General features: G+C 47.5%; 15 protein-coding genes. 14 read left to right on the forward strand and 1 reads right to left on the reverse strand.

Annotation, left to right across the window (positions count from 1 at the left end):
- Window positions 1-10: 10 nt before the first annotated feature.
- The 3 genes from ACHHV8_RS13485 to ACHHV8_RS13495 all read left to right on the forward strand — a co-directional run bounded on the left by ACHHV8_RS13485 (window position 11) and on the right by ACHHV8_RS13495 (window position 2,953).
- Window positions 11-1,240, forward strand: a complete 1,230-nt coding sequence (locus ACHHV8_RS13485) for a GTP-binding protein (protein WP_395158712.1) — start codon at window positions 11-13, stop codon at window positions 1,238-1,240.
- A gap of 200 nt (window positions 1,241-1,440) precedes the next feature.
- Window positions 1,441-1,992: a sigma-70 family RNA polymerase sigma factor gene (locus tag ACHHV8_RS13490; RefSeq protein WP_395158713.1), complete on the forward strand. Its 552-nt coding sequence runs from the start codon at window positions 1,441-1,443 to the stop codon at window positions 1,990-1,992.
- On the forward strand, window positions 1,979-2,953 hold the full coding sequence (locus tag ACHHV8_RS13495) for a DUF4179 domain-containing protein (protein ID WP_395158714.1): 975 nt from the start codon (window positions 1,979-1,981) through the stop codon (window positions 2,951-2,953). Before ACHHV8_RS13490 ends, ACHHV8_RS13495 begins: the two co-directional genes overlap by 14 nt.
- Window positions 2,954-3,045: 92 nt before the next feature.
- Here ACHHV8_RS13495 and ACHHV8_RS13500 read toward each other — a convergent pair whose 3' ends face one another.
- Window positions 3,046-4,389: an aminotransferase-like domain-containing protein gene (locus tag ACHHV8_RS13500; RefSeq protein ID WP_395158715.1), complete on the reverse strand. Its 1,344-nt coding sequence runs from the start codon at window positions 4,387-4,389 to the stop codon at window positions 3,046-3,048.
- Window positions 4,390-4,745: 356 nt separating this feature from the next.
- Between ACHHV8_RS13500 and ACHHV8_RS13505 the strand changes: the two genes are divergently transcribed.
- From ACHHV8_RS13505 to ACHHV8_RS13555, 11 genes are all read left to right on the forward strand, one after another.
- The gene (locus ACHHV8_RS13505; protein ID WP_395158716.1) at window positions 4,746-5,606 is read left to right on the forward strand and encodes an NAD-dependent epimerase/dehydratase family protein; all 861 of its coding nucleotides are present in this window, start codon (window positions 4,746-4,748) and stop codon (window positions 5,604-5,606) included.
- A 359-nt stretch (window positions 5,607-5,965) separates the two neighbouring features.
- Window positions 5,966-6,181 (forward strand): hypothetical protein, encoded by a 216-nt coding sequence (locus tag ACHHV8_RS13510; protein ID WP_395163499.1) that lies wholly within the window; start codon window positions 5,966-5,968, stop codon window positions 6,179-6,181.
- A 57-nt stretch (window positions 6,182-6,238) separates the two neighbouring features.
- Window positions 6,239-7,813: a hypothetical protein gene (locus ACHHV8_RS13515; protein ID WP_395158717.1), complete on the forward strand. Its 1,575-nt coding sequence runs from the start codon at window positions 6,239-6,241 to the stop codon at window positions 7,811-7,813.
- Window positions 7,814-8,146: 333 nt separating this feature from the next.
- A complete protein-coding gene (locus ACHHV8_RS13520; RefSeq protein WP_395158718.1) occupies window positions 8,147-8,992 on the forward strand; it encodes an STM4015 family protein in 846 nt (281 codons plus the stop codon).
- Between the two features lie 2 nt (window positions 8,993-8,994).
- Window positions 8,995-10,212 carry an STM4014 family protein gene (locus ACHHV8_RS13525; RefSeq protein ID WP_395158719.1) on the forward strand — a complete coding sequence of 406 codons (1,218 nt, stop codon included), beginning with the start codon at window positions 8,995-8,997 and terminating at the stop codon, window positions 10,210-10,212.
- 19 nt (window positions 10,213-10,231) lie between these two features.
- Entirely contained in the window at window positions 10,232-11,017 is a 786-nt protein-coding gene (locus ACHHV8_RS13530; RefSeq protein ID WP_395158720.1) for an STM4013/SEN3800 family hydrolase, read from the forward strand.
- 20 nt (window positions 11,018-11,037) lie between these two features.
- Window positions 11,038-12,414, forward strand: a complete 1,377-nt coding sequence (locus ACHHV8_RS13535; RefSeq protein ID WP_395158721.1) for an STM4012 family radical SAM protein — start codon at window positions 11,038-11,040, stop codon at window positions 12,412-12,414.
- Window positions 12,411-13,268 carry an STM4011 family radical SAM protein gene (locus ACHHV8_RS13540; protein WP_395158722.1) on the forward strand — a complete coding sequence of 286 codons (858 nt, stop codon included), beginning with the start codon at window positions 12,411-12,413 and terminating at the stop codon, window positions 13,266-13,268. Before ACHHV8_RS13535 ends, ACHHV8_RS13540 begins: the two co-directional genes overlap by 4 nt.
- Before the next feature lie 43 nt (window positions 13,269-13,311).
- The gene (locus tag ACHHV8_RS13545) at window positions 13,312-14,163 is read left to right on the forward strand and encodes a GNAT family N-acetyltransferase (RefSeq protein ID WP_395158723.1); all 852 of its coding nucleotides are present in this window, start codon (window positions 13,312-13,314) and stop codon (window positions 14,161-14,163) included.
- Window positions 14,164-14,414: 251 nt separating this feature from the next.
- Entirely contained in the window at window positions 14,415-14,741 is a 327-nt protein-coding gene (locus tag ACHHV8_RS13550) for a hypothetical protein (protein ID WP_395158724.1), read from the forward strand.
- A complete protein-coding gene (locus ACHHV8_RS13555) occupies window positions 14,738-15,103 on the forward strand; it encodes a type 1 glutamine amidotransferase family protein (RefSeq protein ID WP_395158725.1) in 366 nt (121 codons plus the stop codon). Before ACHHV8_RS13550 ends, ACHHV8_RS13555 begins: the two co-directional genes overlap by 4 nt.
- Window positions 15,104-15,451 lie beyond the last annotated feature (348 nt).

The following is a 15,451-nucleotide window of genomic DNA, read 5'->3' on the forward strand; positions in this document are numbered from 1 at the left end:
TGAAGCAAGCATGAGTATAGCTGGTAACGAGCAGGAGAAGAAAATTCCGGTAACCGTGCTTAGCGGTTATTTGGGTGCGGGGAAAACGACCGTCTTGAATCATGTGCTGAATAATCGGGAAGGCTTGAAGGTTGCGGTCATTGTCAATGATTTGAGCGAGGTCAATATCGATGCCGATCTCGTTCGGGATGGAGGGGGCTTAAGCCGTACGGAAGAGAAGCTGGTAGAGATGTCTAACGGCTGCATTTGCTGCACGCTTCGAGATGACTTGCTCCAAGAAGTCGAACGGCTGGCTCGGGAAAAGCGGTTCGATTACATCTTGATTGAATCGACCGGGATCGGCGAGCCGCTGCCCGTTGCGCAAACGTTCACCTACGTCGACGAAGAGCAGGGAATCGATCTGTCCAGGCTGACCCGCTTGGATTGCATGGTGACCGTGGTGGATGCGTACCATTTCTGGCTGGATTACAATACGCGGGAAACGCTGAGAGACCGTAACCAGGATGCGGGCGAAGGGGACACGAGAGGCGTAGTTCATCTGCTAATCGAACAGGTGGAATTTTGCGATGTGCTGATTCTTAACAAATGCGATCTGGTGAGCGAGGCCGAGCTGATCAAGCTGGAAAACGTCCTGCGCGGGCTGCAGCCGAGAGCAAAGATCATCCGCACCAGCCGCGGTAAAGTGGACCCTAAGGAGATTCTGAATACGCAGTTGTTCGACTTTGAAGCAGCAAGCCGTTCTGCCGGATGGATTCAGGAATTGCAGAAGGAGCACCATACACCGGAAACCGAGGAATACGGTATTACTTCGTTCGTCTATACCCGAAAAATTCCGTTCCATCCGGAACGGCTGCTGCAATGGATGGGAAAGTGGCCTAACGAGATCGTTCGGTCCAAAGGAATTATATGGGTAGCAACGCGAAATAACATGGCGATTTCTTTTAGCCAGGCAGGCGTATCGCGGCAGCTGTCACCGGCGGGGCTGTGGGTGGCCGCATTGTCCGAGAGCGAGCGTCAAGCTTATTTTGGCAGCGAATTTCCCAAATCGCCGGATTGGGATGAGGAGTGGGGAGATCGGGTAACCAAGCTCGTATTTATCGGGATCGGCCTGGATGAAGAGCAAATCACCCGCACCTTGGACAAAGCATTGCTGACATCGGCAGAAATGAAAAGCAATTGGCGTTCCTTCCATGATCCGCTCCCCCAATTCAATAAAGAAACCATAAATCAAATTGACTAAGTATTATCGATCTGGGACAATTTGTTTATATTTTTGCGGCATATGTCCGATGCTTCACATGTGCCTGCTTAATTTTTTGCAAAAAGCTTGAGAAATCAAGCTTTTTTATTTTGACGTGTGACGAACAGAGAAAGAAAATGGTGTTATGGAATGAACCTTTTAAGCTCCTTGATGCTCTTACAGATAAGAGAGGTGAACATATGAGTGTAATCAACGGGGTGAAGCAAGCCCGGAAGGGCGATAAGGAAGCCTTACTCCAGCTAATCATGGCCGAGAAAGACGCGTATTATAGGCTGGCCTATTCCTATATGCGGAATGAAGCGGATGCGATGGATGTGCTGGAGGATATGATCGTGAAGCTTTATGAAAAGATCGGACAACTGAAGAAAGCGGAGTCGTTTTACTCCTGGAGCAAGACGATTTTGGTAAATCAATGCAAACAGGCGCTGAAAAGAAACAATAAGCTGGTACCGCTCGATGACCGTCTGGCAGAAAACGAAGAGCTGAAGCACCAGCCAGCCGGCGCGTCGGGAAACCGCCAAGTAGAAGAACGAATACATCTTCAAGCGCTCATGGATCACTTGAACAACAGCCAACGCGAAGCCATTCGTCTCAAATATTACCACGACCTGGATTATGGTACTATCGCTGCGATCACCCGCGTCTCGCAAGGAACCGTAAAATCCAGAATTTTTCAAGGATTGAAGAAGCTGAGAGCATTATATGGGAGGAATGAAGATGAATCTTATTGAAGATCGGTTATATGAAGAAAAGGAGAGACTGAACCGTCTTACGGCACCGGAAGATATGGAAGCAAGATTGAGAATAGCTTTGAGTACCGCAGCTCCCGGGAAAACGGCAGACAGAAAGCTGACTGGCGCTTGGAAACTTGCGGCGGCAGCTGTCCTCGCAGTAATGCTCGTTGGAGGGAATCAGTACCACGCGCTGGCTTATTACGGCAAGACGCTGCTCGGCTTTGACGGAGTCGTAAACGGCACCCTTGACAAGCTGAATCAACAGGGATGGGGACAAGCCCTTGGCGAGCAGATCCAACTAGCGGACGGCACCATGCTTACTGTAGACGGGATCATGTCGGATGAAAATCAGCTTATCGTGTACTATACACTGAGCCATCCGAGCGGACTGGCGAATGGCGACACGAGTCTTATTACACCTATTGGAATTAAGGGCTATCGAACGGATTCGCATATGCAATCCGGCTCGTCCAGGCCAAGCCAAGACCGAACGGAGATCAAGGGAATTTTTACGTTCGACCCGGTTAGCCCGTTTGCCAAGAAATTAACTCTTTCTTATTGGGATGAAAGCGGCCCAGGCAGCGAGCGGCACCAGGCACACCTTATGTTTTCTTATCACCCGGATGAGGCGATGCCGACCCAAATCAAACAGTCGATCCGGCAGACACTTACAACGGATGACGGCTCGATCCGCTTCGGGTCCATTACGGCAACGCCAACAATGACTTTGATTGAAGGCACCCTGCAGGAAGGAAACCCAAACCTGTTGGATCAAGTAATCAACGGCGTAGAGCTTGTGGCAAATGGAGATCAGGTAAAACGATTCAGAAGCGATGCGCAGAGGTCTCCAAACGGTTATACCTTTACGCTTCGTTATGAATCACTTCCGGAAAAGCTCGATTCAATGCAGCTCGTCCTCAAGGAACATGGCGGCAAGGTGGAAATACCGATGAAATAGGGAGCATCGAATAGCCGCCAGGAAAAGCCGGTTCGACGCCATGGAGAAGCGGTTCCTCCTATAGGTTACATGATCGGATACTGGAAGGAAGCTTAAGTCGGCTTCAGCTTCTTGATCTCGTTGAACAGGATCCGAACCGCTTCCCAGATCCTTTCTTCCTCAACCCGGGTAATGGACAGCTTAACGATAGGCTGTTTCTCGAACGTATCCAGAAAGCAGGTATCGATGCCCTGCAGCACAATCCGTTTTTGTCGAAGCCGCTGGAGCAGAACGTCGATAGGAAATGTCTTCGGCAGCGTTAGATGCGTCTGCACGCCCGTATAAACGGATGCATGCCGGACATCATTCGTGTCGTTTAATGCATCAAGCGCCTGATTCAGCCGATGCAGCCGATTATTATAGGAGTCAACAATTTTCTGTTTGCGCCGGTCGAACATTCCGCTCTGGATGTAGATTTCCAGGGCGGCCTGCGACAGCATGGAGCTGTCGATATCGGAAAGCCGCTTGATGGAATTGAACGCTTCCTGAAGCGCTTCGGGAAGCACAGCGGCCCCTACACGCAAACCGGGAAAAACAATTTTGGAGAAGCTCTTCAAGTATACGACATGGGAGGAACCATACGCGTGAATCGGGTCGGACTTGGAATTAGTCTCCAGATCAGCTAAATAATCGTCTTCTGCAATGTAGACATCGTAGCGCTTGGCAAGCTCGGCAATCGCTTTTTTGGTGTATTCGTCGTACGAAGTGCCGAGCGGATTGTGAAACCGGGGGATCGTGTAAAATAGTTTGATGCTGCCGGTCCGAAAAATCCGCTCCAGCTCGTTCAGGTCGATACCGTTCTCCGTCCGTGCGATGCCTTGAACCGGAATGCCGTACGCATACAGCAAGCGGATTATCATAGGATAGGTCGGCTGCTCAATAAGGACGGTGCGCCGGCCGGACGGGAATGACATCGTCGCTAGTATTGCCAGCGCTTGTTGAACTCCGGAGGTCACCGTAATTTGGCCGGGACGGGCAAAAACCTGATAATCGGCCAAATGCGCCTCCATGACACGCAGGAGCGAAGGAAGCCCTTGCGGCGTGCCATATACGAACAGGAGGTTCCTATACATATCGATGGCCTTGTTGAGACAGTGCTGAAAGTCCAAGTAAGGAAACAATTCCGGATCGGGCGAGGGAGAGGAAAGATCTATTTCCGGTCGTTCCTCGGTTTGTTCCGGTTCGGCGTGCTGTATAACCGCGTAATAGCCGCTTTGCGGTACCGTGTATACGAGATGTCGTTTCTCCAGCTCCGCATAAGCCCGGATGACGGTGCTTTTGCTGCATGAATAGCTTTGGGACAATTCGCGGATGGAAGGCAGCTTGTGGCCTCCGCGCACCGCTCGGGTTTCAATTAGCGCCTCGATCCAGTTCATAATTTCGGCGTACTTTTTCATAGCGACACACCGCTTTCTCCGCATTCTGTACTGGTACAGTTAGGGCAAAATCAGATTGTATGAACCCCTTCCGTCCCGTATGCTTAAATCAATCCATGGGCCGATGGCTTGTTCTTATCTTCAAGAAGGCGGGCCTGCCGTGCAGTGGGGAGTCGGCAGAACGTTGATCTGCTGGCTTTATTATACATATTTACGGACCGCATTTCCTGCCAGTTTCCTGAAGCCGGATCATTCAGGCGGCACTCCCCGTTTTTAGGCTTATCTTAACGTGTCAGCTATTGCGGGCAGCGCTCACCATCGGGGAGTATTCAAGGCTCACAGCACGAACAATACAATGAAATCGGAGGCGGATTCAAATGAAAATAGCAGTAGCGGGAGCAAGCGGGGTCATCGGGAGGTTGCTCATTCCGATGCTGGTACAAGCAGGACACGAAGTGACCGGAATCATACGCAATCCGGAGCACGCTGACAAAATCAAGGAAGCCGGAGCCTCCTTTGTTCAAGCGGACGTATATGATCGCGAGACCCTGATCAGAGTGCTTGCCGAGGCTTCTCCCGAGGTGGTCATTCATCAATTAACCTCACTGCAGGCCAGAAATTTTGCGGACAATGCGCGCATCCGCAAAGAGGGGACGCGAAACCTGGTGGATGCCTCGCTGGCAGCTGGCGTTCACCGGATGATTGCGCAAAGCATCTCCTGGACCTATTCGCCCCGGGAGGGGCCGGCGGCGGAGGATTGTCCGCTCGATCTTGAGGCGCCCGCGCCGCGTAGAGCGACCGTACTGGGCGTTCACGCGCTGGAGGTCGCCGCGGCGGAAATGCCGGAGCATGTGATTCTCCGGTACGGCTTGCTGTACGGCGGCGGAACATGGTACGCTCCGGACGGCTTGATCGCGGAGCAGGTACGCCGGGGAGAGATAGCTGCTGCGGATGGCGTAAGCTCCTTCGTTTATACGGAAGATGCCGCAGCAGCGGCTGTGTCGGCACTGGACTGGCCGTCGGGAGCGTACAACATCGTGGACAACGAACCCGCAGCCGGCACCGAATGGCTGCCGTTTTACGCAGACTGCCTTGGTGCACCGAAGCCAAGGATAGAGACGGGAAGCGCGAGAGGCGAACGCGGAGCACGAAATGAAAAAGCACTCCGGCACGGCTGGAAGCCGAAGTTTACTTCATGGCGAGAAGGATTCCGCCATACGCTTGGAGGTAATGTATAGGCAGCAGGTTGATTTGAAGCAGAACAAGGTATGCTGAAAGCTGCTATAATGGAAGAAAGGACTTGATTGAGCTGCTTTTATACAAATGAAATGATATTAGCCGTAAATTGAAAGAGGTTTTGTCCAACCGTCAAGGCATGTTTGGGTTGAACCGGCCAACTGGCTAACACCAATAATCAATGCAACTGAGAAGTGGTTGTTATATATCTCAATTGCAGCGTTCTTTTTAATATTATTAGATGTCATTGAATACATTTTAGAGGAAATACAACAAAAGAAGAACAGAATAATTATCAACCCAAATATGATACAATTATTTAAAATGTTAGGGGGGATCAAATTGGCAAGAGGTCAGGGAAATATATCCAAATCAATTCGTTAAATTTGAAATACTTCATTCAGAAGAACAAGATCATGAAGAGATTATTGACGAGGTTGCAGTTATTGGTCCAATTAGCGATGAGCTAGCTACGAAAGAATTACTAAATAGTAAAAATAATATATTGATTTATCATACATCTAAAGATAAAGTCATTGTGAAAATTAGAAAAGGGATCGGATTGAGGAAATGTTAAAAAATGGATATTGATCAGTAGACTAAAAACATTAAATTTGAGAGGATTTGTGTTTCAATGAGCAATAAATTCACTATTCTCCTTTTACGACCCGCAGGTTCGGGAAAATCGACATTTGTTTCTTCCCTAAGCAAAATTGATATATCAAAGTACGTTGCTGCCAAAGAAGAAGGTGGAGCAAACACGACAAAAATTACAACCACATACGAGTTCAGCAACACTACCCCTGACTTTTTTGTAACTGACTGCGTATGTGTGGAAGAAGAGAAAAAAAGCGATATACTTCTAAACTTACAAGAGTTATGCAGACAAGAAAATGGAATCGAACAAGTCATCAACAAAATTAATGATACAGGATTTGCACAAGTATGTACTGACATAACCATAAAACTCCCTTGCAAAGAAGGGATTATGCCCGAAAGTGAAATATTTAATTCCATCGTAGTTAGAGACAGTAGAGGACTTGGCGATATCGATGGAAATAACGTTCCAAGCTTTGACGAACTGGGTATTACATATGATGTAAATGCAATTTTGTTTTTCTCGATCTCTCAAATTAAACAACCTATTATATTTTCTAAAATTATCGATTTAGTGATGCAAACTAATTTGAAAACCCCAATCTTTTCTTTAAGAAGATATCCTAAAGTTACTCGAAATGATAAAGAATTCGAGGAGAGTATTTTAAAGAATATAGAATATAGCGATAAAGACCTATACGATTCTATTATTAAATTAGGAAATTCGGATAAGGAATATAGGCTTAATAATTTTGTTTTTAATCTACCCGAAGTCGAACAGTGGGCAGGAGTTATAGATATTGATGACGCTGGTTTCGAAAAACAAGTCGAAGAATATCAAAATGCTATGAAGGAATTTTTATCGTACTCAATCTCAATGTATAACGAACTGTTTAATACTCTAGTCAAAAAAATGCAAGGCGAATATCAAGAAAAATTCATGAAAATGGTATTGAATAAGCTGGACTCAACTAAAGCATGTGACGTTGCTGCTGGCATCGCAAGTTCTCCTCATTCAAAACCGAGTCAAAATTACTCAGTGTTTAGAGACACTGAGGCTCTGACCTACCCTGTAAAACTATCAACCAAACGCATAACAGAGCAGCCGTTTAGATGTGAAATGAAAGCAGCGGGAAATAGATATACGGACGGCGTAATTCCAAGTTACAGTTATTCCTGTGTTAATTTCAGAAATATTTTTCACCACATCGTCAATAGACTGACAACTGAATACTCTCTTCGTCCATTATTTTGTACTTTTATGGATATTTGTTTGGCGCAATTTACAGTTACTGCTTATACTGGTTATCAAAATGAAGCTTGTCGTCAAAACGCTTTTAAATTTAATTTCTTTCTTACAGTACGAGACGAATGTACAAATATTCTATCGCAGCGTGATTTAGCGGATAATCTTGGAGAATGGAAAAGTTTTTCAATTAAAAACGGAAACAAAAAATATTCAAAAATAGAAGCAGTGGCTGTTTTAATATATTCCAATCTGATTAGTATGTTAAATTTAAATATCAGCAATCCAAATTTAGATGATACAGGATTTACTTTTGTTAAAAAAACTAGAAAAAAAGATATTTACGATCAACTAAGACGTACTTAAAATAAGTAGAGGTCTGCCAGTATTTCTGTACATTTTACTTTGTACAACTTCATCCAGCAGGATACCTCGTAATCCAATAATTAAAATCCCCCGTCTTACAATTGGAAAATGAAAGCGGGAGTTTAAGCCAACTTGTTACTGATTCCCACGTTTTCACATACACCACCTCGTAAAAAACAGAATACTGGACTACTAGGACTAGATCTGTTAATGAGCGGAAAATTTAACATAGACTTAAACAAACTTGAGCTACATCGTCTGCAATAAAGAATTGCAGATTTTTTTATGAAATTTATAGTGAAGGATTAGTATTTATTTCCAGGAGGTATGGTTATGTCCGAATGTAAATTATCTATCGATTATGATCAATACGAGAATGGAGTCAAAATCGTAGATTTAATAGAGGAGCTCGCAGGCAAGGATGAAAGCTTGCAGCTGGAAAGCCTTATCATCGGCGACTGGGGCGGCGCGTATGAGAATGATTCCAGTGAAATTGTAGAAGCGCTTGTTCGGTTGAAAGACCGCTTCCCGCAGCTGCGCAGCTTGTTTATTGGCGATATGTCCTATGAAGAATGCGAGGTTTCCTGGATTAATCAATCCAATCTGGGGCCGATTCTATCCGCTTATCCCGAGCTCAGATCCTTCACAATTAAAGGAAGCACAGGTCTCAGCCTTGAGCCTGCACATCATGAAAAGCTGGAGGAGCTGACTATCATTTGCGGCGGACTTGGAAAAGACGTTATTACGAGCATTAGCAATGGCAGCTTCAAAAGTCTGAAGAAGCTTGAGCTTTATCTGGGGGTTGAAGAGTACGGATTTGACGGAAGTCTGGATGATGTTCTCCCGCTGATCGAGCTGGGGAAATTCCCCCAGCTTACTTATCTGGGGCTCAAGGACAGCGAAATTCAGGATGAAATTGCTATCGCCGTAGCTAATGCGCCGATTCTTGATCAACTACATACGTTGGATCTTTCCATGGGCACGTTAACGGATAAAGGAGCGGAGGCCCTTATTCATAGCGAGAAGGTAAAAAAACTGGACCTGCTTGATTTAAGCTATCATTACATGTCGGATGAGATGGTGAATCGCTGGGAGCAATCGGGCCTCAACGTAGATATCAGCGATCAGCAGGATGCTGATGATGACGAGGATTACCGCTATCCTTCCCTGACGGAATAACGATGAAATCGATGATTGTCATTGGAAATTCCGGTAATAGAAGAACAACGGGGCTGCAAGCGGCAAGAGCCCGGCTGGGGCTGCCCCCAGCCCTTGTGCTGAATTATATCGACTTGCTGCAGAGAAAAGCATCCTTGAGCTCGATTGCGCAAAGCCTGCGGCAAACGATGGATGAACCGCCCTTGCTGCGGCTTGACGCGCCGGGGGAGCATTTTGAAGTGGAACGCGAGCTTATTGCGCTTGGCGCCCCTGATGCGGCCAGCTCCCCTGATGACGATCGCTGGCATAGGTATAACAAGAGCGTAGCTTCGCCTATTTCGGGTAAGATGGCTCGAGGATTGAAAGAAATCAAGGGCAAGCTGTATCATCCTTCCCAGTGGTTTCGCGGCTATTGCAGGCTGCTATCTCGACTGGACAGGGAGGCGGGGCAGCTGTGGGATACGCCTCAATGGGTGAATGCTCCCGAGGACATAACCGCCATGTTCGACAAAAGGCATACATACCAGCTCTTATCTTCAGCCGGATTGCCGGTACCCAGAAGATTGGCTGCGCCGGAAGCTATTCCGGATTACGAAACGCTGCGGGACAGGATGGCAGATGAACGAATACACCGTCTATTTATTAAGCTGGCAGCGGGTTCCGGCGCCTGCGGCGTCATTGCGTACCAAGTAAACCCGGTTACAGGGGCGGAATGGGCCATAACTACAATAGGGGTGGAGAACTATCAAGCCAGACCTCCGTTATTTTATAACGTAAAAAAGCTGATGACCTACAAAGAACGCCGAATCATACGCCAGATCATCAACTGGTTATTGGGCCATGGCGCTCATGTAGAGCAGTGGATTCCGAAAGCTTCCTATCGGGACCGTACTTTCGATATCCGGCAGCTTGTCGTAGCAGGCAAGGCTTGTCATAGTATTGCCAGGGTAAGCAGAACACCTATAACGAACCTGCATCTCGACAGCGATCGAATGGGCTTGGAAGAGATCGATCTGCCTGACGATCTTCAGACTGCCGTGCGGCAATGCGCCGAACAAACGTTAGCGGTATTTCCACAATCCACCGTTGCGGGCATTGATGTATTACTCAACAGCGGATCCTTACGGCCTTATGTATTGGATGTTAATCCGTTCGGAGATTTGCTATATCATTGTCATTATGAAGGACATGACCCCTATGCATGGGAAATGAGAATGGCTTCACTCCCTTCGACTATCTGAATGGAAAGGGTTCACCACGATGTTTAACATGAATGAAATTGTAGGAAGTCATGATCTTCTTATGATTACACTGGATACGCTGCGCTATGACGCCGCCGTTCTGGAGGAAGAAAACTGCCCGAATTTGTGCGGCGGCGGACATTGGGAGAAGCGGCACACGCCGGGCAGCTTCACTTATGCGGCGCATCATGCTTTTTTTGGCGGGTTTCTGCCGACTCCTGCCAATACTGATAAGTCGGAGCATGTTCGATTGTTTCATTCCAAGAATACAGGCTTAAAGACCCATCCGTATACATGGCAATTTGATTCGACGGATATCGTGTCCGGACTGCAGGCAGAGGGCTACCGTACGATCTGTATCGGCGGCGTTATTTTTTTTACGAAAAAGGTTCCGCTGGCCAAAGTGCTTCCCGCTTATTTCCAGGAAAGCTACTGGAGAATGACCTTTGGGGTTACGAATCAACGCTCGACGGAGCATCAGGTAAACCATGCACTCAAGCTGCTGCAAAATTCGGACGAAACGGAACGTTTGTTTCTGTTTATGAACATTTCCGCGATTCATGGGCCGAATCATTATTACGTTCCAGGTGCGAAGAAAGATTCGGTGGAAACACAGCGCGCGGCGCTCCGGTATGTTGACGGAGAGCTTGGACGATTGTTTCAGGCATTCAGAGAACGGAAACGGCCTGTGTTTTGCATGGCGTTCTCGGATCATGGCACCGCCTTCGGTGAAGATGGCTACAACGGCCACAGGCTTGCGCATGAGGTCGTGTGGAACGTGCCTTACCGCGAATTTATTTTGTAAGGTGAGAGGAGGAGTTCCTTATGAGCCAGACGGTCTACCCTAATTACTTGGACATCATTCAGAATCCGGATGCTCTGCGCAGCTGGAAGGACAGCTTACGATCGGAGCCTTACCGGTCTTATCTGTACTCTTATCCGCATAAAACTTCTTATCGGAAATTGGAGACGAAGCTGCCGCTTTCCGAGCTGTGGGACCGGGAGCCGGCAGATACGTTCTTTTTATATATGCATATCCCTTTTTGCGGGGCGCGCTGCGGCTTTTGTAATTTATTCACCTTGCCTGACAAGAGAGCCGACGTGCATGCCGAATATGTAGATGCTTTGGAAAGACAAGCAGCACAATGGGCTCCGTTTATTCAGAATAAGCCGGTTGCCCGATTTGCTATCGGAGGCGGTACGCCGACTTTACTCGAGCCTGTCCAGCTTGATCGGCTGTTTCATATTGCACAAGATGTGATTGGCGTGGATCCGGGCCAAGCTTCCATCTCGGTAGAGACCTCTCCTGAGACGGTAACCTCCGAACGCCTCACCATTTTAAAAGACAGGCGGGTAGACCGGGTCAGCATGGGGATCCAAAGCTTTATCGCGTCTGAAGCGGATGCGATCTATCGTCCGCAAAAACCGCAGGAAGTCGAGAGAGCTCTGGAACAGCTCAAGCGGTACCAATTTCCGATTCTTAATTTGGATTTGATCTATGGCCTTCCCGGTCAAACCCTTGATTCATGGCTGTATTCACTGGATAAGGCTCTGTCTTATGTGCCGGAAGAAATATTTATTTATCCGCTGTATACGCGCGAGCACACGATTGTAAAGCCAGAGCACATCAAACAGAGCGGTGAAGATCAGAGGGCGAGGTTTTACAGCGCGGCGCGGGAATATTTGCTTTCACATGGGTATACCCAGTACTCTATGCGCAGATTTGCCAAAGCGGAAGCGGGCTCGGGGAAAACCTTGCTTCCTTATGGCTGTCAGGAGGAAGGCATGATCGGACTCGGCTGCGGTGCGCGATCTTACACAAGATCGGTTCATTATTCCTCACGGTACAGCGTAGGGCGTTCAGCTACGGCGAGCATCATCGCCGACTACGTGGCTGCAGCCGACTACACGCATGCCGATTACGGCATTGTGTTGAACAAGGACGATCAGCGGCGCCGCTTTATACTAAAAGCGCTGCTTCATGCCGAAGGTCTGGCACTGAGCAGCTATACGGAGCGGTTCACAGCGTCAGCTCTCGCCGATTATCCCGAGTTGAATCTGCTTGTGCATACGGAGCTTGCTGTAATAGAGCATGAGGTGCTGCGGCTGACGGGAGAAGGGCTTATGTACTCCGATGCGATTGGGGATTGGTTTATTTCCCCGCATATACGGGGCCTCATGGAAAGCTGTGTGCTCTCATGAAAGCGGTGATTTATTTTCGCGGGAGCTTAAGCTCATGCAATTACGACTGTCCGTACTGTCCTTTCAGCAAGAACACGGATAGTCAAGAAACCTTGGCTAAGGATCGGCAGCAGGTGCAGACATTTGTCGACTGGGTGAGGAATCAGGAGAATAGCGGACATCAGCTGTCCGTGTTTTTTAATCCTTATGGCGAAGGACTGACGCATCGCTGGTACAGTGAGGCCCTGGTCGAGCTGTCCCATATGCGGCACGTTGACAAAGCTGCAATACAAACGAACTTATCCGCAAAGCTCGATTGGACGTCCGATTTGAATCCGGTGACTGCTGCATTCTGGGTAACCTACCATCCCGGACAGACGGATGAAGCGCGATTTTTGCAGCAATGCGGCAAGCTCTACGCACAACAAATCCCGTTCAGTGTAGGCTGTGTCGGTGTCAAGAGCGCGTTTCATTCCATTGCATCATTAAGGCAGGCACTGCCTGACGATGTTTATATGTGGGTGAACGCCTACAAAGACAAGCCCGATTATTATTCTGCTGAGGATACGGCGCTTTTGACTCGCATCGATCCCTATTTCACTCTGAATGTCCAGGATTACGACAGCATGGGCAAGCCTTGCCGCGCCGGGCACAATGTATTTTACGTCCAGGGAGACGGACGCGTAAAGCGCTGCTATAAGGATCGGCAAGTGATCGGAAATTTGTATAAAGACGGGCTGGAGGGTATTTCGAAAGAACGGCCTTGCCGGATGAAGCAGTGTGACTGCTATATAGGCTACATCCATATGGAAGGGCAGCCATTCGAACCTATTTACGGAGACCGCGCACTCGAGCGGATCGCTATTTTGCCGTAGAGGAGAACAGATAACCTTATTAAAACGGAGGAATCGAGGACCGATGAATATAGCGGGTATCCGGTACGGTCATATAAGTGAACAAGATTATAATGCCGCAAGGGAACTATTAAGCTCTGATAAGGAAGCGGGTGAAGACCTGCTGCGGATGCTTGCTAATGCACCGGAATCGTTCATTACCGCATCTATTGGGGAAGAACTTGTTGCGATAGCTCAAGTGAACGAGCCTGCTTCTCAGTCTTATTTATCGGTGTTTGTCGCTCCGCAATTTCGCAGGCGAGGAATCGGGTCTGCAGTGGTCAAGTATGCCGAAGCCAAATTGTGGGAAGGCGGAACCGGCAAAGTCAGAAGCTCCTTTCGGTTTAATAATCCATCCTCTCTTGCGTTTGCACGTCAGCATGGTTATGCCCCCTATTATTCATCGGTTTTAATGCAGCGATCCGGTGACCCGTTTCCCTTGGAGGAGACGCTTCCGGTCAGGCTGTATACGGACGAAGACTATCTAGCCAGTCAGTCCCTGTATGCGGCAGCTTTTCATGAAATGCGCGTCCGAGTCGGCTGTTTTCCCGATTCTGTGATTGCACAGCCCAGTGAAAAAGACAGGAGAGCATGGGAAGAGGATGCGGAAAACCGTTTTGTCTACGAACTAAATGGGGAAATCGTCGCTTACAGCCATCTTTCCGGGAATGAACTCAGCAGTATTTCCGTCCGTACAGACTTTCAAGGGCTTGGGATAGGAAGAAAGTTTGTTATGTATTTATGCAATGAGATCTACCGGCGGGGCAGTGCACAAGTTGAGCTTTGGTGTGTTGTCGGGAATTACGCCAAACATTTGTATGACAGCCTCGGCTTTAAAGAAAAGTATAGAATGGAAATCATACGAAAAACATTGTAATTAGTAGGGTGAGGCTGCCGATTGGTATCGGCGGCCTCGTTTTGTTAATTGGACGCTTGAATCGCAGGAAAATTGATTGCGGCCGCCAAAGCTAACACTTACCGCCATCTATGTTTATACTTAGGACTTCACTAAAAATTATAATTTATATACCCAACGGGGGTATATAAATTAAATTAAATACCACCAGGGGGTATATTTAAGTGCTGCGGCAACAGAGAGAACAAATTGGATCCAGAGGAGAATCAAGTATGAAGTTTAAATTATTATTACGCGTCGTTGCCTGTGTAATGACGTTCGCTATCCTTTTTGGCGGGGTTAGTGCGTTTGGGTATATTCATTCCAATCATGCATATTGGAATCCCGTTCGGCAAACACCCATGCCTGCGTTACAAGACATGAGCGTTCCTGAATATCATCCAGAAAAACCTACAGTAGCTGTGCTTTTATCCAATCCGACGACTGAAATATTCGATTTTATGGTACCGTATGAAATGTTCGCCATGACGGATTTTTATAACGTATATGCAGTTGCTCCGGACAAAAACATGAAAACACTTTCTGCGCCGGAGGGTTGAATCTGGCCGATACAGGTTTATTAAAAGGGAGAGAAGCAGTTACCGACTGGAAAAGCTTTGATTATCATGAAATCGATAAATATCCTGAAACAAAATGGAGAAGGGATGTTCGCTATGTCGCGGACGGCAACATCGTCACTTCAGCAGCTCTCACTTCGGGAATCGATGCCGTCCTCTATGTGATCTCGCAGCAATTAGGCGAACCTATGGCGGATAAAATAGCTAATGAAATGCATTACCCTTCCTATTCTTTTGTAAAGAGTCCGAAGGTAGACCCTTATTATGTGGATCGAACCGAATTGATTTTTACGTTTAACCAAGCGTACCAATGGAACAAAAAAAGAGCAGGCGTTTTCCTATGAAGCTTTCGGTATACCCATTTTGCTAAGCTTTGCAGCATTGCTGGCTGCTTTGTATATGGATAGACAATTCATTCGAGGCGTAAGGAGAGGGCGACACCCCTTATTGAAAAGAATGTGATCTCCTGGATTGATCTCGAGACAGGATATGCTTGAACTCTCGGTTGTTCCTGATGTCTCGAATGAGGCAGTGTGTCTCTGTAGGCCGGGTATTATAAATATGAAAAAAGAGGGTGTCCCTAGCCAGCTTCATGGCTTTGGGATACCCTCTTCCTATTGCATATATATAGGCACGGTGATATAATCAGTCTATGTCAATTCTGATTCGTGAACATAGATACCTTATCTTAC

This window comes from Paenibacillus sp. TAB_01, assembly GCF_043945595.1.
Classification (GTDB): domain Bacteria; phylum Bacillota; class Bacilli; order Paenibacillales; family NBRC-103111; genus Paenibacillus_S.